The sequence below is a fragment of the Acinetobacter sp. Marseille-Q1623 genome (assembly GCF_902809895.1).
Classification (GTDB): Bacteria; Pseudomonadota; Gammaproteobacteria; order Pseudomonadales; family Moraxellaceae; genus Acinetobacter; species Acinetobacter piscicola_A.
In genome coordinates this window covers 295,408-318,428 of the sequence record NZ_CADDWG010000002.1, presented here as the reverse complement: position 1 = coordinate 318,428, position 23,021 = coordinate 295,408, and the positions used below count along the sequence as shown (strand labels likewise).

Genomic DNA, 23,021 nt, shown 5'->3' with positions numbered 1-23,021 from the left:
TGATTAAAATAAAAGCAGTGAAAATAGCCAAGTTCTACGCAGAAATTTTCATCATGATATATCGTCATTATATGCTGCACAGATCAGGGCTTGGCGAATGAATATGACTGATGCTCCAAGCCCAAATTTAGCGTGCACGTTTATTGTGGAATATCTTCTTTTTGGGCTGAAGGTTGAGTTGAGTCTGTTGTGTTGCTTGCCTGTGGTAGTGGCAGTGATTTAAAAGAAATCTCTGGTTCTTCAGGTGCTGTTCCATTTTGTTGGGTTGGATCTATGGTCTTTGCAACATGAGCAACAGGCACAGTAGATGTCGTTGTTTCTAAGGGTATTGTTTGAGCGGTTGTATTTACAACTTGTGTTGATGTTGCTTGTTGGGTCGTGGTCGTTGATGAAGATTGACTCAAACGACCACGTTCAATAGGAACTGTGCCCTGATTTGTTCCCACTATAGCGTCACGGGTGTTATTGGCGGTTTCTGTCACTTTTTCAGCACCTTTTTGTACGCCTGTTTTTGCACGTTCAGTCTGTTGTTCTGTAAAGGTTTTTGTTTCTTCCCATGCATTGTCTACTTTCGGCTTAATTTTTTCTACACCACGTTCAGCAGCAGCACCTACACGCTCAGCAGTATTTTGAATTTTTTCACCTGTTTTATGTGCTAATACTTTGAAAATATTTGGGTTGTCACCATAAGGTGCAGGTGTTTTTGTTTCTGCATAAATTGAAGATGTTGCCAAAATGGCAGTAGCAAAAGACAAAATTTTAATACTTTTCATTGTGACTCATTCCTTCATATATGTGTAGATCAATAACGTGTTTACTCAGCATCATACTGTGAAAAAAGTAGTGACATCGGCTCTGTAAGCAAAGTAATACAGAGTAAAAACAAAGATATTGTATAGTCTACATGTAGAAGAAGATCATTGAGAAATTAAAAATGATAAAAATTAAATATTTAAATATATTTTGGCTAATTCTCCCGATTTTATTTTTACAACCGAGTTTTGCCTGTGGTTGTGGTGGGGAATATTCTTTAAGCCTTGGTCATCAAATTTTAACGTGGATGATCAGGGTGATCGTCCTATTCATTTATTTAATACCGAGCTTGTGGTTTGTAAAATTTTATCAGTTTTTATCATTAAGAATAGTTCATCTTATTGTTCCTCATATGATTTTATTTTTAATGATTGGGGTATTACTTAATACAGATACTTTGGGTTTAATGAAAATTTATGATCAAATTCGAGATGTTATACCCCCATTTTTTGTGATTTTTGTCGTGGGAATATTTGCGCTATTTTTGTGGTTCTATCCAATTCTTTATGTTTTAAAGATGAATAGAAAAAGAACTACTTCAAAGCTTTAATTTAAAGTAGTTCTGTCATGATTATTGGCATTTTTCTAAGTTTGTTGCTTTAAAATTCTTTTGTAAGGCTGCAAAATTTTTCAGTTTTTCAGTATCTTGAATGTCGAAAACGGTTTGTTTATTTTCTACTTCGGCATTTACATTTGAAAATGCGGAAATGAGTTGATCACCTTTAAAGATCCAATGTTCTGTGGCTTTGCCTGTTTCAAAGTTGCCTGTAAATTCGATCACGCAGTTGTCTTTTTGCTTAATCAAACGTGCAAGATTGTGTTTAGTTGTGGGTTCAGCCGAGATGTTTTTGTGTTGTTCTAATACGACAGGTGCGTTGGGATTGGTGGGTGTTGTAGAACAAGCAGAGAGGGCTAAGGTTGTTAGAATTGTAGAGAGGGTAAGTTTTGCAGACATTTATAGGTGCCTTAGGTTTCTAATAGATTCGCATGAGTTTATACAATCCATTGAGATGATTCAGTTTTATTTGGTTTTAGATTGTTAATGGTGAATCAACTTTAGGTATGATCTGTCTTATCGGTGGCTAATATCTTTTTTAATTCATCGATTGTAAGTGGTGGGTTTTTACGATGAATCATTGCATGGCAATTAGCACAAACAGGGACTAAATCTGTAATAGGATCTAAAATATATTCTGTTTTGATTTCTGAAAGTGGTTTTATGTGGTGGACGTGAATGAAATCTTTACCTAACTCACCATAAGTTTTTTCAAAATTAAAACTACAACATTGACATGAGTACTTCCAATGTTCTAAACACTTTTTCCGTGCTTGAGGATTTCTTTCATAAGCATTTACAATAATTTGCTTAATTGATCCTTCAGTATAAGTTGTATTCTGATCTTCAATTAATTCATCTTGAGAAGAGTTTAGTGCTAATGAATAGTTTGTAATTTCGCGACCATTCACTTTAACTTTTGTTCTTGAATATTTGTCTTGCCATTCAGCAACAATATCAGACTGTTTTGTTAATTCAGCCGAGAACCAATCCACCATATTTTGTGCAATAAATAAGATAGATTTATTTGAGTTTTTAGCAATTTTTTCTAAAGTAGTTTGATATTGCTCTAATAGATGTTGAACAATTTCATCACGATGTATTGAAGATTGTTGATTCAAAGCTAAATCAATTTCGTCAGCAATAATTGGAAAATAAATTCTTTTCTCAAATAGAGTTGCATTTTCTTCTTGATTTATTAGATTAAAAATTTTATTGAATGTTAATTCTGGAACAATATTTCCATTGCCCTCTGGCGTCCAACGCATATTTGGATCTATTTTTTCTAAATCTAATAATGAGATTAAAGGGGACTTTGAAAGTTGTGAAAATTCTAAATTTACAAAATTTGCTTGTGCTATTTTTTTGATTACATCTTTATCTGTATAGACATCGGAGACAATTTTTCCACAACCAATAATTCCTTTTTCATTTTTAGATAATTTTCCTAATTTCATTAGTAAAAAGTTATCACCTATTCCTATATCATTTTTTCGGTTTGTTTTCCATTGATGGTTAGGTTTTAGATTAGGCAGTTTTGAAATCATGTCATCTAATGTTTCCCACGACCATTGATCTGGATTCCATGTGAATAAATAAGTACTCATGTTTTTATCTATAAATTATAAAACCCCACTTATTTAAGCAGGGTTTTACTTTTATTACAAATATTTAGCTTAGTGCTGAAGCACAGAAATATCTGCAACACTTTTAAACAAAACATTTAAATATTTGATTGAATTTCAACTGATATTGTTCATTTCTTAAAACTTCGGTAAAAAGAATAACACAACAATTGCCCCTAAAATTCCACCCAAAATCAGCCAATCTTTTTTACGCATATCCGCAATATGTATGACTGAGAAATAAAGGCTACTGTAAAAAATCAGCACAAAAATAATAAAGGCTAAAGGGCTGTTATAAAAAAATTTGGTGACACCAAAAAAGATAAAAATAACTGTACTTGAAATCCAATAGAGAATCGCTAAAAAGAACTTATACATAGATAAGTTGCGAACTGTACGATCTAAACGGGGTAAACTAACGGCTAAAAAAACTAATCCAATAATTCCACCTACGATAGAAATGATCATAAAAAATAGAGCACTCATATCTTTCTTTTCAGGAACGTAGGCAAAGTTTTTGGAAATTAAATAGCTACCAATCAAAAACAAAACATGAATTAGTATAAGTTTGAGATCTATACGATAAGGACTTTTTTGTGGTGTTATATTCATTGTTGACATTTTTATTGTAGAGATTAAAAAACCCCACTTATTTAAGCAGGGTTTTTATTCTATTTCAAATATTTAGCTTAGTGCTGCAACACCGAAATATCTGCCACAGCTGTAAACAAACCACGCAACTGCGCAAGGATGCGTAAACGGTTGGCTTTCAGTTCAGCATCTTCAGCCATGACCATGACATTATCAAAGAAAGCATCAATTGGCGCACGTAAAGCAGCCAATTTAGAAAGTGCTTCAGTATAATCTTTCGCAGCCAAAAGCGGTTGAACTACTGGAAGAAGATTTTGAATCTCCGTATAAAGCGCTTTTTCAGCATCTTCAACTAATTTAGATTCAACGATTTCACCTGTAGGCGCAGCTTCTTTTGCTAAGATATTCGCAACACGCTTATTGGCAGCAGCAAGTGCAGCAGCTTCAGGCAAGTCACGGAAATGATTTACCGCATTTACACGCTTATCAAAATCTAAAGGAGATTTTGGAGAAAGCGCTTGAACTGCTTGGATCACATCAACCGCAACGCCTTGATCTTCATACTTCGCACGATAACGACCTTCAAGGAATGCAACCGCATCATTTAAAGTCTTCGCATGATCTTTAATCACATCGCCATAGGCAGCCAAAGCAAGCTTGATCAATTCTTCAATTGAAACATCAAGATTGTTTTCAGTCACTAAACGCAAGATACCAATCGCAGAACGGCGAAGTGCAAACGGGTCTTTCGAACCTGTCGGTGCTTGACCAATACCAAAAATACCTGTGAGCGTATCTAAACGATCTGCAAGGGCAATAGTCGTACCTGTCTTAGTTTTCGGTAAAACATCACCTGCAAATTTAGGAAGATATTGTTCACCTAAAGCTTCTGCAACTTCATCGTTTTCACCTTCAAGACGTGCATAGTAAGTCCCTGCAATCCCTTGAAGTTCTGGGAATTCACCTACAAGCTCAGAGGTTAAGTCGCATTTCGCAAGCAGTGCCGCTTTTTCAGCATCGGCAGGATTTGCACCTGTGATTGGCGCTAAAGCCACAGCAAGTTTGGCAATACGTTCAGATTTGTTCCATAAAGTACCCAATTCAGCTTGGAACACCATGTTTGCCAATTTTTCTTGACGTGAAGCAAGCGGTTGTTTTTGGTCTTGCAAGAAGAAGAATTCAGCATCTGACAAACGAGGACGTACAACTTTCTCGTTACCTTCAATAATTTGAGTTGGATCTTTAGACTCAATATTTGAAACGGTAATAAAGTAAGGCTGAAGTTTATTGTCCGCATTCACCAAACAGAAATACTTTTGGTTGTCTTGCATGGTGGTGATTAATGCTTCTTGCGGAACAGCAAGGAAGCGTTCTTCAAAGCTTGCACGAAGTGCAACAGGCCATTCAACCAAAGCAGTCACTTCATCACGAAGGTCGCTTGGTACAATCGCAATCGCATTCACTTCATCTGCAAGTGCTTTGACTTGACTGTCAATGAGTGCTTGGCGTTCTTCAAAAGAAGCAACAACATGCGCTGCTTTTAATTTTGGTAAATAATCATCTGCATTTGCCAATGTAATTGCTTCAGGTGCATGGAAACGGTGACCATATGTCACGTTATCCGCTTTATGATCCTGAATGGTTGCATCAACCACGTCATTGTCTTTCAGCAATACAACCCATTTTACAGGACGAACGAATTCAGTACGGCTTGCCGCTGAACGCATACGTTTTGCAATTGGTAGATTGTCCAACGCAGTTTGTAGAATTTGTGGAAGTAAAACGTCAAGGCTTTGACCTTTCACATCTTTCAAATAACACACTTTTTCAACTTTACCTGCTTGGAAAGTTGATACTTGATCTACAGTGATGCCTTGACCACGCATAAAGCCTTCAAGTGCTTTAGTCGGTTTGCCTTCAGCATCAAAAGCAGCTTGTTTTGCAGGACCATCAAAACGTTTTTGAGTGTCTGCTTGAGCACCGTCAACATTGACAATTTTCAATGCCAAACGACGTGGTGCTGCATAAGCTTCGATAGAATCAAATGCTAAGCCTGCATCTTTTAAACCTTTAACCGTTTCAGCTTGTAATGCATCACGTAAAGTTTTTAAGCTTTTTGGTGGAAGTTCTTCACAGCCTAATTCGAACAATACTGTATGTTTAGACATTATTTGCTCTCCTTAGATTCAGCATTTGCTTCAGCTTCAACTTGTGCTTTTAACTGTGCCAATACCTCATCACGTAAGTGTGGTTCAGCCATTGGGAAACCAAGTTTTGCACGAGCAGCTACATAACTTTGTGCGATTGAACGGGCCAATGTACGTACACGTAAAATATAGCGTTGACGTTCAGTTACAGAGATTGCGCCACGCGCATCGAGCAAGTTAAAGCTGTGTGATGCTTTGATGACTTGTTCATACGCAGGAAGTGGAAGTTCAGCTTCCATTAAACGTGTTGCTTCAGCTTCATAGAAGTCGAAAAGCTCAAACATTTTTTCAACGTTGGCATATTCAAAGTTATAAGTCGATTGTTCTACTTCGTTTTGATGGAACACATCGCCATAAGTCACAGTACCGAATTGACCCTTAGTCCAAACAAGATCGTAAACAGAATCTACACCTTGTAGGTACATGGCTAAACGTTCTAAACCGTATGTGATTTCACCTGTAACTGGGTAACACTCAACACCACCGACTTGTTGGAAGTAAGTGAACTGAGTCACTTCCATACCGTTGAGCCAAACTTCCCAACCTAAGCCCCATGCACCAAGTGTTGGAGACTCCCAGTTATCTTCTACGAAACGAATGTCGTGAGTCAACGTGTCGATCCCAATCGCTTTTAACGAGTCAAGGTATAACTGTTGAATGTTGTCAGGGTTTGGCTTAAGCACCACTTGGAATTGGTAATAATGCTGTAAACGGTTTGGGTTTTCGCCATAACGTCCGTCTTTTGGACGACGTGAAGGCTGAACGTATGCTGCGTTCCATGTTTCAGGACCAAGCGCACGAAGGAAGGTTGCTGTGTGGAATGTCCCTGCACCCATTTCCATATCGTAAGGTTGTAACACCACACAACCTTGTTCAGCCCAGTAGTTTTGTAAGGCAAGAATTAAGCCTTGGAATGTATCAATATGCGATATGGCGCGACTCATGCAGCATCCACTATAAGTATTAGAAAAAATTGGTTCTAAGTATAAGGATTTTGGGGGAGAGTGGCAAAGGTTATAGATCAAGTTATACTGTTTTTCATGGTGATCAGAATTAAAGCAAAACATGTATCTAACCGATTATGAAAATAAATTCAAAAGTTGGACAAGTTTTAAAGACTTGCCATTTGGATTGTCTTTTTTAGATGATGAATATGAAATAGAGAATTATCTTGCTGAGCGGACAACTTTTTTAAAGGGATTCGAGGCAACTGAGTTTTCTCGACTGTTTTTTTTTAAATGCCAAAGTCTTTTAAGTATGAGAAATTTTTAAATATTGTGGATGGTTGGGATTCTGAACAAGATATTGCCAATGTTCGTGAATGGTTATTTGAGCTAGAAATTCCTTTCGATCAAGATATTTACATGCTTTATGATGAAAATGTTATAAAAACCAAATGGAAAGTTTTTGTAAAACATTGGGATGTTTTTAGTTGGTTAGTCGGGTTTAGTTTAAATATTGTTGATCGTACAAGAAGCTGGATGTTAGAAGTTCATCATGATCAAGTCATGAATTTTTATTCGATGGAAAATAGATGAATCATTTAGAAATTATTGGCAAAAATTTAGTTCATGAAAGAAGTGTGGAAGATTATATTGATTGGGCAATTTTGAAACTTGAGCAAGGTTTTGAAACAGAGTCGATTATTGCTTTAGTGTCTTTGATGTTGGAAGTTTTTCCTGAGTTGAATATTGCTGAACACTATTTTACTCAGTCTATTGACGAAATTGGTTTAGTTCATCCAAGTGATAAAGCAGCAATTTATGCATATTTGCAGTTTTATTGTGATGAAGTGATTCTTGGGAAAATTAAACCTGAAAAGGCTGTCAGTGAATTAACGGAGATTTGTGAAAATATAAATTTAAGCCCAGAATTAAAAGAAATTTATCATCCAGCAATGACAGTCTGGTATCAGTTAAGTGAGGATTTATATATGTTTTCTATGGATGAATCTTCAATTTATCATTATGAATTTAACCATTTAAATACAGATGCTTATATTTTAAAAATGATACATCAATTTCAATCAAAACTAATGATAGATTGATCACAATAACTTAAAATGATTTAGGTGGATGATGAAATTAGCTTTGTTTGACCAGAAATGGTTAGTTTGGCAAAAAGGTCGACAACAATCAGGCTATGACAAACTGCTCTTAGCCTATATTCCAATGGGTATTAAAGTAGATCTATTTTTATTGCGCTTTCCGATAGGCTCAGAAATTCCACCTCATCGGGATATTGTCAAAGCAGGGCGACATTTTCGTTTAAATATCATCATTAAAAAATCAAAGAAAGGCGGTGAGTTTATCTGTGAAAAGCCTATTTTAAATTTAGACCGAATCAAATTATTTCGTTCAGATGTATATACACATTCAGTCACGAAAGTCAGTGGTTCTGCACGATATGTATTGAGTGTGGGGTGGATATTAGCAGCATAAATCAAAACTTAATCTTCAAACCATAATTTTTTTCATAAGATGGATATTAAATATATCTTATGACTACAACGACGTATAATTATACTCAAATCGGTAAAATCAAGGAACGACGTGTTTCATACTCAACTTGAATGGCTTAATACCCTAAAACCCAATTTTAAAGTTTTACCCCTCAAAGACCGATTGTTATGTGGTGTTGGCGCATTACTAGGTTTAGCAATCTCATCGCTCATCAGTTGGTATGTGTTGGGTGATTTTAATGCATGGTATATCGCACCGATGGGCGCATCGTCAGTTTTACTCTTTGCCGTTCCTGCAAGTCCCTTAGCACAACCGTGGAATATGGTGGTGGGCAATATCATTGCAGGGGTGATAGGGGTGACTTGTGCGATGTTTATTTCCAATCAAACAGAAGCATTTAGTATTGCAGTTGCTACGGCTATTTTCTTGATGATGACCACAGATTCGCTACATCCACCGAGTGGGGCAGTTGCAATTACAGCCGTGTTAGGCGGAGATTCGATTCATCAATTGGGCTACAACTTTATTTTCTATCCTGTTTTATTAAATTCTGTTTTGCTTTTGGCTGTGGCAATTATTTTTAACCGTTTACTTGGCAAGCAATATCCACAAGTGGCTCAAGTCAATACACGTTCTAAAGATCCCACACCGACACAAAAAGTCACCATTCAACCGCAAGATATTCAAGAGGTTTTAGAGCAACAAACTCAGTTGTTAGATATTAGCGAATATGACCTGCAAAAAATTATTTTACAGGCACAAGAAAAAGCCAGTGCGCGTGTAGTGACACAGTTTCTCTGTGAAGACATTATGTCGAAAGATGTGATGAGTTTGCAGGAAAATGATAATATTCATCATGCTTTAGATCAGTTTAAAAAAGTGAATTTGATGAGCTTACCCGTCATTAATGTACAACAAGAATTGGTTGGAACGTTGGCTTTATATGATGTCGTTGAGTGGTTTAAACGAGCTGCCGATCCACGAGCATCATGGGAACATATGGTCAAACAAATTATGAATCGGAAAGTCGTTACGGTGCAACCACAGCAAGACATTCAAGATTTAGTGCCTTATTTTGTAGAACGTTCTTTTAACTATATTCCTGTGGTTGAGCAACATCGATTGGTGGGTATTATTAGTCGTGCAGATATGATTGCTGCCTTACAACAACAGATCAATAGCTTGAAAAGTTTAAAAAATTAAAATTTGGATATAAAAAACGCTACGACAGTTTAGGGGATACTTTGTCGTAGCGGTGAAAATGAAACAGTGTATTAAAACAATGAGTGAAAGATTATTTAAATTTTTCGTTTTGCACAGTACGAATGGGTTGTTGATAACCATTTGAGTATGGGGACTGCAATTGCAAATCCTGTTTAGGAATCAATAACCAAAGCACCAGATAAACTAAAATTCCTGGAAAAGCCGCACTCATACATGAAACGATAACGAAAATGATGCGTAATAATGTGACATTCCAACCAAAACGTTCAGCAATACCGCCCATGACACCGGCGATCATATTATGTCGGCTAGAACGATATAAACCAGATTTGGCCATGAATTGTTTCTCCTAAAAAAATTTAAAAAGGAAAATACCTTTAAAATATATATTGGGCGAGTTGAATGGTTTTAAAGAGGAAATCTTATTGCGATTGTGTATTTTCTGTAAATAACAAGCAGATATTGATCTCATCCATAGTGATAAATTTGAGATAAAAATGTGTGCTAATGATTTGAATAGTTGTGTCTTTTTGTAACAATTGCGGTTGATCAATTTATAGTTTATATAAAAATAAATTACTATAGAGCGATTATTACAAAATTTGAATTTTAAGCTCAAAGATCGTTTTATAGATATGAAATATGAAGTTATCTCTAAATTTTCAACCCTATCTCGCTAAAATTATCACGGTTGGAATATGTAGTTTTCTTACAGCGTGTGATTTTCCGCAGCAATCTGCGGATCAAATAGCAGCAAATAGTACAAATCTTGGGGAGCTGAAACAGGATGCACAACAAGAGGGTAAACGTCTAACAGAAGTTGCAGGCAGAACAGCATTGCCACATGCACAATCTTCTGAATCTGCTGCTCAAGAAATTGTCTCTACACAGTCGCAACCTTATGTTGGGCGTTATCATGTAATTGTTGATTGCAGGGAAAAATTCGCATTATGTGCACAAGGTAAAGCTGAGTTTGTGATTAATTTACTTAAAGATGGTACTTCACATCGAACTTTAATTTATTTGGGGAAAATGAGCTATGAAAAGAAATCTAACCAAGCAAATCGCGTATATCAACAAAATACATGGCGATTTAATCCCCAAACACGGCAAATCGAAATACGTCGTATAGAGGGTGTATATTTTTATTATAACGTTAATAAAAATGGTGATTTAGTTATTGATTTAAAAAATATTTATTCAAATAATGAGATAGAAAATGGTCGATTTATTGACGGTACATATGTTCCAACGCAGGAATATGTATTGAAAAAGTTGATAAGCGAAGAAGAAAATTAAAACAAAAATAAATTGATAGGTTGTGTGGGGGATGAACCCCTAATCCACTTGCTGAGTCGCTTAGGACTTACGTGTATTTATAAATGGGGGTAATTATTGGATTTAAAGGGCTTTGTTGCACAAAACTACCGTTAAAGGCTTATTCGGTATTATAATTCTCAAATGAATAAGCCCACACCTAAAATCTATCGTACAACCCATTGGTCTTCTTATAACAGAGCATTAATAAATCGAGGAAATATTTCTATTCGTTGATTCTATTGGCTTAAAGTTTTTAGGTGAAGGCGAATGGAAACCTAAAAAACATCAGCCTGAATATCGTCGCCAATGGCGTAAATTACATATTGGTATTGATGCTGAAACCCTTCAAATACGCGCTATTTAGCTCACAACCAACAATATGAGTGATTCACAGGTGCTTGATGATTTACTGGATCAGATTCCACAAGAAGAACAGATAGACTCGGTCTATACTGATGGGGCTTATGACACCAAACAATGTCGTCAGGTCATCGCAGAGCGACAAGCGCATGCGGTGATTCCACCAAGAAAAAATGCGAAACTTTGGAAAGATACAAAGACCAGCTCGCTATAGCGAAATGAATTACTTCGAACAGTTAAAAATTTAGGCAGCACACTATGGAAAAAATGGTCAGGCTATCATCGGCGAAGTTTGGTCGAAACCAAAATGCATTGCATCAAATCTTACGAAGCAGAGCTTCTCAGGCGATAAACTGAGTGCAAGGAGCTTTCAAAGCCAAGTCAACGAGATGCATGCACGTGTGGCAGTATTAAATACATTTACGGCGTTGGGTTGACCTCACACCCGAGTTGTCACCTAAATTTGGATAACTTGGTGAAAGTTTAGCTTTTGAATGTTTGTGCGACAAAGCCTATTTCCTTGTTAATTTGGCTTTTTATGAGCGATTTAATGCAACTTTTACCACTGTTCTTTTCATACACTTTGTTATTGTCTTCTTCGCTTAATGACTCAAAAATTTTTATTAGATAATCGCAAGCTTGTTCAGTCATAGATTTTGTAGGAGCTGATCTTGTTTCAAGATGATAGATAAATTGTTTAAATTTAGCGGAATCTATAAAAAAATAATTTAGTATTGAATGTAATCTATACTAGTCATTAAAAGTACGGAAATTTCTATACTCGTGGTGCTGTATTTCTTTAATGAAAATTGGAGAGATACTTGTAAAGTATGTTTCATTTTCTATGGAAAATGGGCTAGGTGGGTGAAGCAATTTACTTAGAATGACATCGAGACTATTAATGAGTTTTTTGACAATAGTCTATTCTCCGAATTTAAGTATTTGCTCATTTGTATGTAATTTGCATATTATAAGATTAATACAAATTTGAAGATTGATTTTTGTATCGAGATTTCTAGTAATACGATTGTCTTCAGCTTCTAAGATTTTTTGAATTTCAGAATTAAGTCTTTCAGCTTGTCTCTTGTTTTCATATTCTAGATTTCTTAATCCATCAATCAAATTATTCATTTTTTGCTACCTATTCCTAAACAGCTAATTTTGTTTTTATTTTATTTTCTATAAGTTGTTGAAATATATGGTGGGTTGTGTGGGGTTCGAACCCACGACCAATAGATTAAGAGTCTACTGCTCTACCAACTGAGCTAACAACCCTGAAAAAACTTTAAAATATCATTTTAAAATTTTACAAGAAAACGCCGTGTCTGATTTTTAATATTAGACCACAATACCATCTAACTGTTTTTAAGTTAAATAATTGATATATAATATCAAATTTATAGCTTTAACAGATAAAATTAACAAAATTTCGAGAATGGCGAAGCATCTGAAGAAGATGTTTAGTCTTGGTCGGAACTTGTAGGTTTCTATTCATTATATACCAAGCTGGTATAGAAAGAAGCCCTAAGAAAGAATGGTGGGTCGTCCGCGATTCGAACGCGGGACCAACGGATTAAAAGTCCGCTGCTCTACCAGCTGAGCTAACGACCCTGAGCAAGGATAAGCTATCCTGAGCAGGTATTGTAAAATTAGCTTTTACAATAAGATGGTGGGTCGTCCGCGATTCGAACGCGGGACCAACGGATTAAAAGTCCGCTGCTCTACCAGCTGAGCTAACGACCCATCTAAAGATGATCAAAATAAGTGGTGGGTCGTCCGCGATTCGAACGCGGGACCAACGGATTAAAAGTCCGCTGCTCTACCAGCTGAGCTAACGACCCACTATATCTAAGTTTTCACTTAAATACGTAGTGTAAAATAAATTTAAACACTACTTTGTTTTGATGGAGCGTATTTTAGCAATTTATTGATAGAGCGCAAGTAAAAATTAATAAAGTTTGCAGCGTTCGGTTATAAATAACACAATTTTAGGGGTTATTTTCTAAAAATTCCATTTATAACCGAAGCTGGCATTAGAAACGATACTTATATGCTTCTATATTTTGGCAAATTTCATCGTTAATTTCACAATAATGATTTGCACCTGGTAAAAGAACATATAAACGATCTGTGGTTTTTTTCGGATCGTAGCCTTGTTCTTTGAGTTTATTTTTTTGGTATTTAAAAGTACCCGTGGTTTCTACGGCTTCTTGAATACGTAAAAATACAGGTACTGCATAAGAAGGTAAACCTTTTTTGAACTCAGTGACCATATTGGTTAAGTCTTGTTCGCTAAGTTCAACACCATCATTTAACGTGATGGCTGCCATACCTGCACGCCCATTGGTGTTTGGAATTTCGACTCCATAAACCACCGCTTCAGTGATTTTTTCGTATTCACTAACAATATTTTCAACTTCAGTAGTCGATACGTTTTCACCTTTCCAACGGAATGTATCGCCTAGACGGTCAACGAATTGTGCATGACGGAAGCCAATATCACGGACTAAGTCACCGGTAATAAAGTAAGAGTCACCTTGAGTAAAAACATCATGCATGATCACAGATTTATTTTTTTCAGGGTCAGTATAGCCATCAAAAGGTGAGCGTTTCGTGATTTTACCCAGCAGTAAGCCAACTTCACCTTTTTTAACTTTAATGCAATAACCTTTTTTATCACGTACAGCTTCGTTCTTTTCTTTGTCAAACTGGATGATTGCATAAGGGATTGGTGAAAAACCGACTGTATTATCAAAGTTGAAGATGTTGCTAAAACCGACATTACCTTCGCTTGATGCATACAATTCTAAAATTTCTTTAATACCAAAGCGTTGTTTGAATTTGCTCCAAATATTGGGGCGCATCCCATTGCCGATCATTTTGGTGACACGATGTTTGCGATCATTGTCTGACGGTGGTGCATCCATTAAATAGCGGCAGAGTTCACCGACATAACCAATGGCAGATGCATTAAATTTCTGTACATCAGTCCAGAAACTAGAAGTTGAATATTTTCGGCGAATTGCAAGTGTAGCTGCGCCTGCGATTACTCCACACCAACACACCACCATACCTGTTGCATGATAGAGGGGTAGGGTGCAGTACAAGACATCATCTTCATTTAAATTGAGTACATGCCCATAGGTTCCAAAAGCGAGCATCCAACGGCTATTGGTAAAAATAACTGCTTTGGGTAAACCTGTCGTCCCTGAGGTATAGATGTAAAATAAGCCATCTTTGCCTGTGACTTTATGGGTTGTTGGGACATTGAATTTAGGGAAACGATCAATGACTTCTGCAATGTTGACATAATTTTTAGGTGCTTGACCCACATCTTTTTGCGTTTCTTGGTCAGCAAACCAGTGAAAGCGATCTTGTGCAATATTAAGATCTTGGCGGATGTCATCCACTGCTGCACGACATTCTTCACCAACAATAATTGCGATAGGATTTACGAGGTTAATGCTATGGGCAAGTACTTTGCCGACTTGAGAGGTATTGACCAGTGCAGAGGTTACCCCAATTTTTGCTAAAGCAATGACTGTTGCAATTAATTCAGGGCGGTTTTCAATCATCACCGTGATGACATCACCTTTGCTTGCACCAATCGACAAATAGTAGTGTGCAATTTGGTTTGCCCAATTGTTAAGTTCTTTATAGCTAAAACGTTGCTCTTCAAAAAGCAAAGCATCGCCATAAGGGTTACGTTTCACTGCACGTTCAAATGCTAGACCTAAACCCGAAGGCGTATTGGGTGTACGTAAATAGGCTTGTTTTAGTCCTGTGAGTAAATTGGGTACTTTACTGAGAAACTGAGGTAATCGTGCTGCGACATCAGTAATCCCAATAAGATCGTTTTGTATATTTGCGCTCATAAGCATCCTATTTATTTTTCGTAATCCAATAAAGTCTATTTTGTTTGCGAGTAACTTTACGTAAATTTTACAGTTGTCCTTTTAAGGGTATAGTGCTAGTGCAATCAACCTAATTTGACAAAACTCATCAAAATAGTATTAAAAATAGCAAAAAAACCTAGCCATCGAAATGACTAGGTTTTTTAAAATTACCCGCAATTCAGCAAATTATTCAGCTGCAGGCGGTGTCGCTTTTTTTGGTGGGCGACCACGAGGACGGCGTGGGCGCGCTGGTTTTTCACCATCAGCTTTGTCAGCATCTGCATTTGTCTCAGCTTTTTTACTGGTTTTTTCTACTGGTGTAGATGTTGCAGTATCAAGTGCTAAGTCTTGTTGTGCTTTTGCTTTGCTTTGCGGTTTTTCAGTTGTTTCTGCCTTTGCTTCAACAGCCTGTGGCTCAGCGTGTACTTCAACTTTTGGTGTTATTTCAACCGTAGTTTCAGTTGCTGTGTCAGAAGGGTTTTCAGCGTGTACAGCATCATTTTGTGTTGCTGCTGTTTCGACGATTGCTACTTCAACAATAGGTGCTGCAGCTACGGCTTGAACAGGAGTTATTGTTTCAGTCGCATGCTTTTGTTCCACATGTGCTTGTTTTGCTTGTTCAGCAGCAAGCTTTGCTAAACGGCGACGTTCGCGAGGATCGTTAGCAACACGTTTGTCTGAAACAGGTTTTGGCGGTGTTAAGTCTAACACTGGCGCAGGTTCAGCTTCAGGTGCAGCCTTGCTAATTTCCACATCACGAGTGACTGCTTTTTTCTCTACTGCGACTTCAGATTTTTCAATTTGAAGTGTAGATGCATACTCATCTGTGAACTTTTGTAGTGCACGATTGAAGGTTGGAATCAGTCCAAATTGTTCAATTAATACCGCACAGTCTTCACCATATACATGACGAATTAAGCTGCCAATGGTGTATTGACCTAAAGTTGGCACTTGTGACGGTGTTAGCCTTGGTGCTGCAACAGGTGTAGATTTTGTTGCTTCACGTTGTTGACGGCGGCGTTGGCGTGGATCATTGCTTGCACGTTTTACAGGTTGGCTTGGCGCTTCAAGCTGCTGCTCAGGTACAGATGTAACCTCAACTTTTTTTGCCACAGGCTGAGCGATATCTTGGCTCACCAGTGCTTCAACTTCAGTTTTAGCGACAACAGGCACTGTCACTTCTTTTGAGGTTGGCACAGCTTTTTGTTGTGGTGCTAAAGCGATGATTTCACTTTTTGATTGATCTACATTGACCACAAGTGCAGTGGTCAATGTGTCATTGCGTGGAGCATCAACCAAGTCCACTTTAATGCTTGCAGTTTTCTCTACTGCTTTTGCTTCAACAGGTGCAGTGACCTGTGCTTGTGCAGTTGGATTTTGCTCATCATTAAACACGCTTGCATCGCGGTGGCGATTTGGACGGTTTGGACGTTGATGGTTGTTACGATCACGGCGTGGAACTGCAGGTTCAGCGTGATGATTTACATCTGCATGCTGCTGTTGCTGATCGTGTTGAGGACGCTGTTGTTTCTGTTGACGGCGTTGCTCTTGACGTGGTTCACGCTGTTCATGACGTGGCGCTTGCACAACTTCTTCAATCACTTGATTTTGTTCATGTGACTGTTCGCGCGCTTCTTTGTGCTTATTATTGTTATTACGTTTTTTGTTGTTACGTTGAGATTTTTCATCTTTCTCAAGCGTTTTTTCAGCGTAATCACGTTGTTCATTTTTTTGAACAGGCGTGTGACTTAAATAAGCATTGGTGTCTGCGACTGGACGTTGAGGTGCTGTTGTTGGTACTGGCGCAGCGACAACGTTTGTATTCACTTGGCCAAACTGACCACGACTGACTGCACCACCATTGATCATTTGTTCAATCGCAGCTGCTGCATTGTTTGCAGTACGTGATTGATCAATAGTTGTTGCTTGTTTTTGTACAAACAAGTTTTCTAACCATGCGCATGGGCTAGATGAAGGTTGTGCAACTTGTGCTTGCACCACTTGTTGTGGTTTTTGTTGTTGCGCTTGTGCTGCATTTTGCTTTCTATTGCTGTTGCCTTGCTTTTGATTTTGCTGTTGAGCAGGCGCAGCTGGGTTGAGTTGAGCAGCTTGTTGCTGTTCTTCTTCTAAATGCCATTCAGAAGACTCATAACCTAACTCTTTTTCGCTTGAACGAGTTGCTTCAGTACGTTCATAACTGGTTGGTGCAAAGCCTTCAGGGTTATATGAAATTTCGTAATGAGGCGTTTCTAAATGTGGATGTGGCAATACAGTCACACGTACATTTGAAGTTTGTTCTAAGTAGACAAGGCTATGACGTTTTTCATTCAATAAGAATGCTGCAATTTCAACAGGAACTTCAACTTGAACTTCACCATGACGTTCACGAAGCGCAATTTCTTCTACTTTACGCATGATTGAAAGTGAAAGTGAACGTAAGTCACGTACCATGCCTGTGCCATGACAGCGAGGGCAGACATAACCTGTTGCTTCTTCAAGAGAAGGGCGTAAGCGTTGACGACTCATTTCCATTAAACCAAAACGTGATAATTGACCGAATTGGATACGGGCACGATCACTTTGAGTCGCTTCACGAAGTTTAGCTTCAACCATGCGTTGGTTGCGCTCTTTGGTCATGTCGATAAAATCAATCACCACTAGACCGCCAATATCACGTAAACGCAGTTGACGAGAAATTTCTTCAGCCGCTTCTAAGTTAGTACTTAACGCAGTTTCCTCTACGTCATGACCACGTGTCGATTTTGCTGAGTTAATATCAATCGAAACCAACGCTTCAGTTTGGTCAATGACAATTGAACCACCAGAAGGAAGTTTTACTTCACGCTCATAGGCTGTTTGAATTTGGCTTTCAATCCCGAAATGGGCAAATAGAGGCTCATTGATGGTGTAGGTTTTGAGTTTGTCGAGTTGGTTCGGCATCACGGCTTTAACAAAGTTATACGCTTCGTTATACGCTTGCTCAGAATCAATTAAAATTTCGGCAACATCATCACGTAGATAGTCACGAATGGCACGTGTTACTACACCTGCTTCTTGGTGTACTAACATCGGAGATGGACCTGAATTCGCAGTGCCTTGAATCTGTGCCCAAAGGTCTAATAAATGTTGTAAGTCGAGTTGTAGTTCTTCTTGTGAGCGTCCAATTCCTGCGGTACGAACAATCACACTCATACCACGTGGGGTATTTAATGAAGCCAACATTTCTTTCAGTTCTTCACGGACTGAACCTGAAATTTGACGACTGATACCACCACCTTTTGGATTGTTTGGCATCAAGACCAAATAACGACCTGCAAGCGAAATATAAGTGGAAAGTGCTGCACCTTTGTTGCCGCGTTCTTCTTTTTCTACTTGGACAAGAAGCTCAGTACCTTCAGTAATGAGTTCACGAATGTTTGAAGTTTGGCGAGGATCTGCTTTGTAGTAAGAGTTGGCAATTTCACGCATCGACAAGAAACCTTGACGACCTGCACCATATTCTACAAATACAGCTTCTAAAGACGGTTCTACACGAGTCACATGACCTTTGTAGATATTGGCTTTCTTTTGTTCACGCGTGCGATTTTCTAAGTCAAAATCGTAAAGGCGGTGACCAGTGATAAGTGCAACGCGAATTTCTTCGGCATGTGTTGCATTAATCAACATACGTTTCATGGGTGTAACACCTAATAGTGATCCACACCGACAACTCGCTGTTTTAGTCTAACAAACATCATGGCTTAGAAATACATTGTTGATTTTGGATAAATCTTAATGCGTCTAAAGATGATTTGCCTGCCTATGAATGGGCGGGGAATTACATCTGTGTGATGTTGCAATCCTACTTTAACCTTTGCACGATTAAAGTTTTTGAGCGCTTCACTGGCACTAAAAAGTGGTGCATTGGATGACTGTTATGTCGTCTTTCACTGGCACATACTGCTCGAAGATTAACTCGTCTTATTTGAGATCAAGTATGTCTTGATACGGAATGATCATCGTATCTTTACAAGTTGTGCAGTTCCAATGCCTCAAACACTTATGTCCTGAAATTGCTCTAGCGACTTGTCTGATGTGTATCAGTTTATGTTTAAAAACCAACGTAGAGGTTGGCGCATATATTTTTAAACAAACTGATTTATGTACTTTAAGTACAATTAAACGCAACAGTCTGTCATTTTGCCGATATAATAAGCCTTCGGCGTCGGCATATTCTTTTGGGACCATTCCGAGCTTTGGGTGAATCCTTTATCACGTCTATGCTTTCAAAAAGTTTTTCGTTTCAAAAGTTTCTGAGAACATACGTGTAAAGTTCACTTACGGTGGTATCCGTGCGCTGACTATAGCAAACCTTGCATCATCTGCCTATGGGCTATACGGTTATTTTGTATGAAATGTATAGTCTAAGTGATCAGTTTTTAATCAAAATTTCGTTTTTATTGGGTCATCGTAACTGTATGAATTCTACGCAAGATTGGCAAAGTGTCACCTGGTTTGAAGTTGACGAACATCAGGAAGCGCAACGCATTGATAATTTTTTATTTTCACGTTTAAAGGGCGTACCGAAAAGTCGTATCTATCGTTTGATTCGTGAAGGTCAAGTCCGAGTCAATAAAAAACGAGTAAAGGCAGAAACCAAACTTGCCATTGGTGATCAAATTCGTGTTGCTCCAATTCGCTTTGAACAAAAAGATGAATCTACTGTACCTGTATCCGATAAGGTTGCACAAAGTCTACTCAGCCGTGTGGTGTATGAAGATGAAGGTTTGATGGTGGTCAATAAGCCTTCAGGTATTGCTGTACATGGTGGGAGTGGTGTGGCATATGGCTTAATTGAGGGTTTACGCGCGGCGACAGGTAAAAAATATTTAGAACTGATACATCGTATTGACCGTGATACATCGGGCTTAGTGATGATTTCTAAAAAACGAAGTGTCTTGAAAACATTGCAAGATTTATTGCGTGAACACAAAATTCAAAAAACGTATGCTGCGATTGTTAAAGGGCAAGTAAGTTTAGATAATCAATTGATTGATCAGCCTTTGTTACGTTATGAATTGGCAAATGGTGAGCGTCGTGTCCGTGTGTCAAAAGATGGTAAAGATTCTAAGACACAATGGAAAGTGGCTGAACGTTTTATGCATGCCACATTGGTTTATGCATCACCACTTTCAGGACGTACGCATCAGATTCGTGTGCATGGTTTAAGTATTGGGCATCCTTTGGTGGGGGATGACAAATATGGTCATGAGACTGAATACCGTGGACCAAATCCACGCCGTTTATGTTTACATGCGATGCGTTTGGAAATTCCTGGTTATGAAACTATTGAAGCGCCGTTGCCTGAAGATATGCAGAGTTTGGTGGCTCAGTTAAGAGCGCAAAAAGCGGATAAGCCAACTGCTTAATTGCTTAAAAATACTCTCCTTTTATGAAGTGGTATTGATTAATTAAAAGGGCAGGCTGATCAGTTTTTACCTAAATGATCAACCATAGTTATTCATTTTATTAGATTGAACATTCCTTCTATTTACCATATGTGGCTCAGGGAGAAGGTTAGGATGATGGAATTTATTTAATAAAACCCCTTCCTAACCCTCTCCTAAAAGGAGAGGGGATTTTATTGAGAAAAGTCATGCAAAAACCTGTAGAGCTGATTATTTTTGATTGGGATGGAACATTGTTTGATTCTGTCGGGCAAATTGTGGCGAGTTTAAAATTTGCTGCACAGCAATTTGAACAGCCTTTAACAGATGATGCGGCAAAAAGTATTATTGGTTTGGGCTTGCCTGAAGTGGCGCAAGTTTTATTTCCGACGGTACCGAAATTACATCGTGATATTTTGAAAACCTACGGTGATCATTATGTAGAGCATTCTAGAGGTGATCAGTGGTTTGCGGGTGTGTCGGAAATGTTACATGATTTGAGTGCAAAAAATCTCAAGTTGGCCGTTGCAACTGGTAAAAGCCGTAAAGGTCTAGACCGTGTTTTAGGACAAACCGATAGTCGTGATTTATTCTGTGTGACCCGTGCTGCAAGTGAAACCAAATCCAAACCTGATCCATTAATGTTGGCTGAAATTTTACAACAGACAGGTATTCAGGCAGATCGTGCGATTATGGTGGGTGATACCTCATATGATTTGGAAATGGCAAAAAATATTGCAATGCCGCGTGTAGGGGTGAGTTATGGTGTACATAGTGTTGAAGTTTTACAAAGCTTTCAGCCACTCAGTATTGCGCATGATGTCGCTGCTTTGCATCAATTTTTAAATACACAAGTCGATGCTTAGCGTGTTGCTGCCGAATATGGATTAATCATCCATAAAAATCAAAAAAGCTACGTTATTGAAGTCACGCAGCTTTTTTATTTAATTTTAAAGTTTTGAATTTCAGGTTGATGCGTGTTCCAGTCGATCCAATAGTGAGTAACAGTGACCATTTTATTTTGAATTTTCATAATTTTATAAACATCATGTCGTGGTGGTTAGATTTCATTTGTATTTTTATAACCACGAGAACATTCCATGTCATTTTGCCATGCAGCCGCTGTGGCTTGAGCATTAAATTTTAAGCCCGCGCAAGTTGCCCTATTTAAAATGAGATATTTCCCTTTAAGTTGAGCTTGATCGTTGTTTGCGAAAGCGTCTGAGGAAATAGAACCCAGTGAAAGAAGTGTCAGTAGACCGAGTATTTTAGAAAAAGATGTGATCATTGTGTTGTTTTTATTATAAGTTGATAAGGCTCAAGCATAAGTGTTCTTCATCATGATTCAAAAATTGTGAGTGAATATACAGGCTCATATTATCTTTTAGTCGTAGAAAAAGAAAAATTTAAAAAATAATTAAATCTTAATTCTGAGTAATTTAGTGGTCTTTGTGATTGATTTTAAACAGTTGTTTTTTATGTTGAAAATTATTCCTATTATTTATAGGTTCTAACTATTGTTATAAATAAAATAAGTATTGGCACAAAAACAGCATTTTACCGATGCTTAAACTGTTCATAAAAGTATCCGTTTTAAAGAAATAATCAGATGCAGACAAACTGCAATGATTGGTCTGATCTATTTGCAAAACCTTGAGCGCTGTGTTGTGAAGGTTGCGCCATCTAACGGTATAACTCTATTTTTGTCGTTTAAGGAAATATTGATGTCGAATTCTGCTGTTGTTGAATCAGTTGCCCAAGCCATCCGTGATGCTGAAATATCAAAAACTGCGATTGCACCAATTCGCCCACAATTGGGCGGTGAGTGTGCCGATGTCGATATCGCTTATGCTGTTCAAGAAGTCAATACTCAACGTGCGCTTGCTGAGGGTCGCCGTTTAGTGGGGCGTAAAATCGGTTTAACTTCAATTGCTGTACAGAAGCAATTGGGTGTTGATTCTCCTGACTTTGGGATGCTATTTGCAGACATGGCATATGGCGATGGTGAAGCCATTCCTGCGGGTTTATTGATTCAGCCGAAAGTTGAGGCTGAAATTGCGTTAATTATCAATAAAGATTTAACCCAAGAAAAACACACTTATGCAGATATTATCAGTGCAACTGAATATGCCTTGCCTGCTGTTGAAGTGGTGGATAGTCGTATCGAAAATTGGAAAATCAGTTTGATTGATACGGTTGCAGATAATGCATCTTCTGCTGCTTATGTACTGGGCTCAAAACCTGTGAAACTTGAAAATCTTGACCTCGTCAATTGCAAAATGACGATGACACGTGCAGGTGAAGTGGTCTCCCAAGGTGTGGGTAAAGCATGTCTTTCAAATCCATTGAATGCGGCTGTGTGGTTGGCAGATGAAATGGTACGTCGTGGTCGTCCATTGTTGGCAGGTGACATCATCTTAACGGGTGCACTTGGACCGATGGTTGTGGCACATGCGGGTGATGAATTTGTTGTGGAAATCGAAGGTTTTGGTTCAGTGACTGCAGCTTTTGCAGCTGAATAAGCTTGAATTTTACAGCGTA

Annotated in this window: 20 protein-coding genes, 4 tRNA genes and 1 pseudogene; 10 read left to right on the top strand and 15 right to left on the bottom strand. The window is 38.0% G+C overall.

What is annotated here, in order from left to right; translation table 11 throughout:
• Positions 1–140: 140 nt before the first annotated feature.
• The gene (locus HUV91_RS14140) at positions 141–773 is read right to left on the bottom strand and encodes a hypothetical protein (RefSeq protein ID WP_174493821.1); all 633 of its coding nucleotides are present in this window, start codon (positions 771–773) and stop codon (positions 141–143) included.
• A gap of 161 nt (positions 774–934) precedes the next feature.
• On the opposite strand from HUV91_RS14140, the gene HUV91_RS14135 reads away from it, so the two are divergent.
• On the top strand, positions 935–1,363 hold the full coding sequence (locus HUV91_RS14135; protein ID WP_174493820.1) for a hypothetical protein: 429 nt from the start codon (positions 935–937) through the stop codon (positions 1,361–1,363).
• A gap of 21 nt (positions 1,364–1,384) precedes the next feature.
• On the opposite strand, the gene HUV91_RS14130 is transcribed toward HUV91_RS14135, so the two are convergent.
• The 5 genes from HUV91_RS14130 to glyQ all read right to left on the bottom strand — a co-directional run bounded on the left by HUV91_RS14130 (position 1,385) and on the right by glyQ (position 6,736).
• Positions 1,385–1,768 carry a hypothetical protein gene (locus HUV91_RS14130; protein ID WP_174493819.1) on the bottom strand — a complete coding sequence of 128 codons (384 nt, stop codon included), beginning with the start codon at positions 1,766–1,768 and terminating at the stop codon, positions 1,385–1,387.
• 101 nt (positions 1,769–1,869) lie between these two features.
• Entirely contained in the window at positions 1,870–2,976 is a 1,107-nt protein-coding gene (locus tag HUV91_RS14125; protein WP_174493818.1) for an HNH endonuclease, read from the bottom strand.
• 156 nt (positions 2,977–3,132) lie between these two features.
• Positions 3,133–3,480, bottom strand: a complete 348-nt coding sequence (locus HUV91_RS14120) for a hypothetical protein (RefSeq protein WP_228721879.1) — start codon at positions 3,478–3,480, stop codon at positions 3,133–3,135.
• Positions 3,481–3,683: 203 nt separating this feature from the next.
• Positions 3,684–5,753, bottom strand: a complete 2,070-nt coding sequence (gene glyS / locus HUV91_RS14115; RefSeq protein ID WP_174493816.1) for a glycine--tRNA ligase subunit beta — start codon at positions 5,751–5,753, stop codon at positions 3,684–3,686.
• Positions 5,753–6,736 carry a glycine--tRNA ligase subunit alpha gene (gene glyQ / locus HUV91_RS14110; RefSeq protein ID WP_130072187.1) on the bottom strand — a complete coding sequence of 328 codons (984 nt, stop codon included), beginning with the start codon at positions 6,734–6,736 and terminating at the stop codon, positions 5,753–5,755. The genes glyS and glyQ overlap by 1 nt, the downstream gene beginning before the upstream one ends.
• A 294-nt stretch (positions 6,737–7,030) precedes the next feature.
• Here glyQ and HUV91_RS16630 point away from each other — a divergent pair, with 294 nt between their 5' ends.
• The 4 genes from HUV91_RS16630 (at position 7,031) to HUV91_RS14090 (ending at position 9,457) form a co-directional block, all read left to right on the top strand.
• Entirely contained in the window at positions 7,031–7,330 is a 300-nt protein-coding gene (locus tag HUV91_RS16630) for a hypothetical protein (protein ID WP_228721878.1), read from the top strand.
• Entirely contained in the window at positions 7,327–7,839 is a 513-nt protein-coding gene (locus HUV91_RS14100) for a hypothetical protein (protein WP_174493815.1), read from the top strand. Before HUV91_RS16630 ends, HUV91_RS14100 begins: the two co-directional genes overlap by 4 nt.
• A 28-nt stretch (positions 7,840–7,867) precedes the next feature.
• Complete coding sequence (locus tag HUV91_RS14095) at positions 7,868–8,233, top strand: 2OG-Fe(II) oxygenase (protein ID WP_228721877.1); 366 nt, start codon at positions 7,868–7,870, stop codon at positions 8,231–8,233.
• Between the two features lie 111 nt (positions 8,234–8,344).
• Positions 8,345–9,457, top strand: a complete 1,113-nt coding sequence (locus HUV91_RS14090) for an HPP family protein (protein ID WP_130072184.1) — start codon at positions 8,345–8,347, stop codon at positions 9,455–9,457.
• 91 nt (positions 9,458–9,548) lie between these two features.
• On the opposite strand, the gene HUV91_RS14085 is transcribed toward HUV91_RS14090, so the two are convergent.
• Complete coding sequence (locus tag HUV91_RS14085; RefSeq protein WP_130072183.1) at positions 9,549–9,815, bottom strand: PspC domain-containing protein; 267 nt, start codon at positions 9,813–9,815, stop codon at positions 9,549–9,551.
• Between the two features lie 305 nt (positions 9,816–10,120).
• Between HUV91_RS14085 and HUV91_RS14080 the strand changes: the two genes are divergently transcribed.
• Positions 10,121–10,777, top strand: a complete 657-nt coding sequence (locus HUV91_RS14080; protein WP_174493813.1) for a hypothetical protein — start codon at positions 10,121–10,123, stop codon at positions 10,775–10,777.
• 162 nt (positions 10,778–10,939) lie between these two features.
• Positions 10,940–11,595: pseudogene (locus tag HUV91_RS14075) on the top strand (IS5 family transposase).
• 484 nt (positions 11,596–12,079) lie between these two features.
• Here the strand turns inward: HUV91_RS14075 and HUV91_RS14070 are convergent.
• The 7 genes from HUV91_RS14070 to HUV91_RS14040 all read right to left on the bottom strand — a co-directional run bounded on the left by HUV91_RS14070 (position 12,080) and on the right by HUV91_RS14040 (position 18,729).
• Positions 12,080–12,289 carry a hypothetical protein gene (locus HUV91_RS14070; protein WP_174493812.1) on the bottom strand — a complete coding sequence of 70 codons (210 nt, stop codon included), beginning with the start codon at positions 12,287–12,289 and terminating at the stop codon, positions 12,080–12,082.
• Between the two features lie 68 nt (positions 12,290–12,357).
• Positions 12,358–12,433 (bottom strand) — tRNA-Lys (locus tag HUV91_RS14065).
• A gap of 260 nt (positions 12,434–12,693) precedes the next feature.
• Positions 12,694–12,769: transfer RNA gene (locus HUV91_RS14060), tRNA-Lys, on the bottom strand.
• Positions 12,770–12,825: 56 nt separating this feature from the next.
• Positions 12,826–12,901: transfer RNA gene (locus HUV91_RS14055), tRNA-Lys, on the bottom strand.
• Between the two features lie 22 nt (positions 12,902–12,923).
• Positions 12,924–12,999 (bottom strand) — tRNA-Lys (locus HUV91_RS14050).
• Between the two features lie 192 nt (positions 13,000–13,191).
• Complete coding sequence (locus HUV91_RS14045) at positions 13,192–15,033, bottom strand: long-chain-acyl-CoA synthetase (RefSeq protein ID WP_174493811.1); 1,842 nt, start codon at positions 15,031–15,033, stop codon at positions 13,192–13,194.
• Between the two features lie 207 nt (positions 15,034–15,240).
• On the bottom strand, positions 15,241–18,729 hold the full coding sequence (locus tag HUV91_RS14040) for an Rne/Rng family ribonuclease (protein WP_174493810.1): 3,489 nt from the start codon (positions 18,727–18,729) through the stop codon (positions 15,241–15,243).
• A gap of 782 nt (positions 18,730–19,511) precedes the next feature.
• Here HUV91_RS14040 and HUV91_RS14035 point away from each other — a divergent pair.
• A complete protein-coding gene (locus HUV91_RS14035) occupies positions 19,512–20,462 on the top strand; it encodes an RluA family pseudouridine synthase (protein ID WP_174493809.1) in 951 nt (316 codons plus the stop codon).
• Between the two features lie 227 nt (positions 20,463–20,689).
• Positions 20,690–21,346: an HAD-IA family hydrolase gene (locus HUV91_RS14030; RefSeq protein WP_174493808.1), complete on the top strand. Its 657-nt coding sequence runs from the start codon at positions 20,690–20,692 to the stop codon at positions 21,344–21,346.
• Between the two features lie 194 nt (positions 21,347–21,540).
• Here HUV91_RS14030 and HUV91_RS14025 read toward each other — a convergent pair whose 3' ends face one another.
• A complete protein-coding gene (locus HUV91_RS14025) occupies positions 21,541–21,768 on the bottom strand; it encodes a hypothetical protein (protein WP_174493807.1) in 228 nt (75 codons plus the stop codon).
• Between the two features lie 436 nt (positions 21,769–22,204).
• Between HUV91_RS14025 and mhpD the strand changes: the two genes are divergently transcribed.
• A complete protein-coding gene (gene mhpD, locus HUV91_RS14020; RefSeq protein WP_130072175.1) occupies positions 22,205–23,002 on the top strand; it encodes a 2-keto-4-pentenoate hydratase in 798 nt (265 codons plus the stop codon).
• The last annotated feature ends 19 nt before the right edge of the window (positions 23,003–23,021 follow it).

Excerpts from the sequence above, each read along its gene's own strand:
- HUV91_RS14140 (WP_174493821.1), bottom strand. The coding sequence starts at position 773 with ATGAAAAGTATTAAAATTTTGTCTTTTGCTACTGCCATTTTGGCAACA.
- HUV91_RS14135 (WP_174493820.1), top strand. The coding sequence starts at position 935 with ATGATAAAAATTAAATATTTAAATATATTTTGGCTAATTCTCCCGATT.
- HUV91_RS14130 (WP_174493819.1), bottom strand. The coding sequence starts at position 1,768 with ATGTCTGCAAAACTTACCCTCTCTACAATTCTAACAACCTTAGCCCTC.
- HUV91_RS14125 (WP_174493818.1), bottom strand. The coding sequence starts at position 2,976 with ATGAGTACTTATTTATTCACATGGAATCCAGATCAATGGTCGTGGGAA.
- HUV91_RS14120 (WP_228721879.1), bottom strand. The coding sequence starts at position 3,480 with ATGAGTGCTCTATTTTTTATGATCATTTCTATCGTAGGTGGAATTATT.
- glyS (WP_174493816.1), bottom strand. The coding sequence starts at position 5,753 with ATGTCTAAACATACAGTATTGTTCGAATTAGGCTGTGAAGAACTTCCA.
- glyQ (WP_130072187.1), bottom strand. The coding sequence starts at position 6,736 with ATGAGTCGCGCCATATCGCATATTGATACATTCCAAGGCTTAATTCTT.
- HUV91_RS16630 (WP_228721878.1), top strand. The coding sequence starts at position 7,031 with ATGCCAAAGTCTTTTAAGTATGAGAAATTTTTAAATATTGTGGATGGT.
- HUV91_RS14100 (WP_174493815.1), top strand. The coding sequence starts at position 7,327 with ATGAATCATTTAGAAATTATTGGCAAAAATTTAGTTCATGAAAGAAGT.
- HUV91_RS14095 (WP_228721877.1), top strand. The coding sequence starts at position 7,868 with ATGATGAAATTAGCTTTGTTTGACCAGAAATGGTTAGTTTGGCAAAAA.
- HUV91_RS14085 (WP_130072183.1), bottom strand. The coding sequence starts at position 9,815 with ATGGCCAAATCTGGTTTATATCGTTCTAGCCGACATAATATGATCGCC.
- HUV91_RS14080 (WP_174493813.1), top strand. The coding sequence starts at position 10,121 with ATGAAGTTATCTCTAAATTTTCAACCCTATCTCGCTAAAATTATCACG.
- HUV91_RS14070 (WP_174493812.1), bottom strand. The coding sequence starts at position 12,289 with ATGAATAATTTGATTGATGGATTAAGAAATCTAGAATATGAAAACAAG.
- HUV91_RS14045 (WP_174493811.1), bottom strand. The coding sequence starts at position 15,033 with ATGAGCGCAAATATACAAAACGATCTTATTGGGATTACTGATGTCGCA.
- HUV91_RS14040 (WP_174493810.1), bottom strand. The coding sequence starts at position 18,729 with ATGAAACGTATGTTGATTAATGCAACACATGCCGAAGAAATTCGCGTT.
- HUV91_RS14035 (WP_174493809.1), top strand. The coding sequence starts at position 19,512 with ATGAATTCTACGCAAGATTGGCAAAGTGTCACCTGGTTTGAAGTTGAC.
- HUV91_RS14030 (WP_174493808.1), top strand. The coding sequence starts at position 20,690 with ATGCAAAAACCTGTAGAGCTGATTATTTTTGATTGGGATGGAACATTG.
- HUV91_RS14025 (WP_174493807.1), bottom strand. The coding sequence starts at position 21,768 with ATGATCACATCTTTTTCTAAAATACTCGGTCTACTGACACTTCTTTCA.
- mhpD (WP_130072175.1), top strand. The coding sequence starts at position 22,205 with ATGTCGAATTCTGCTGTTGTTGAATCAGTTGCCCAAGCCATCCGTGAT.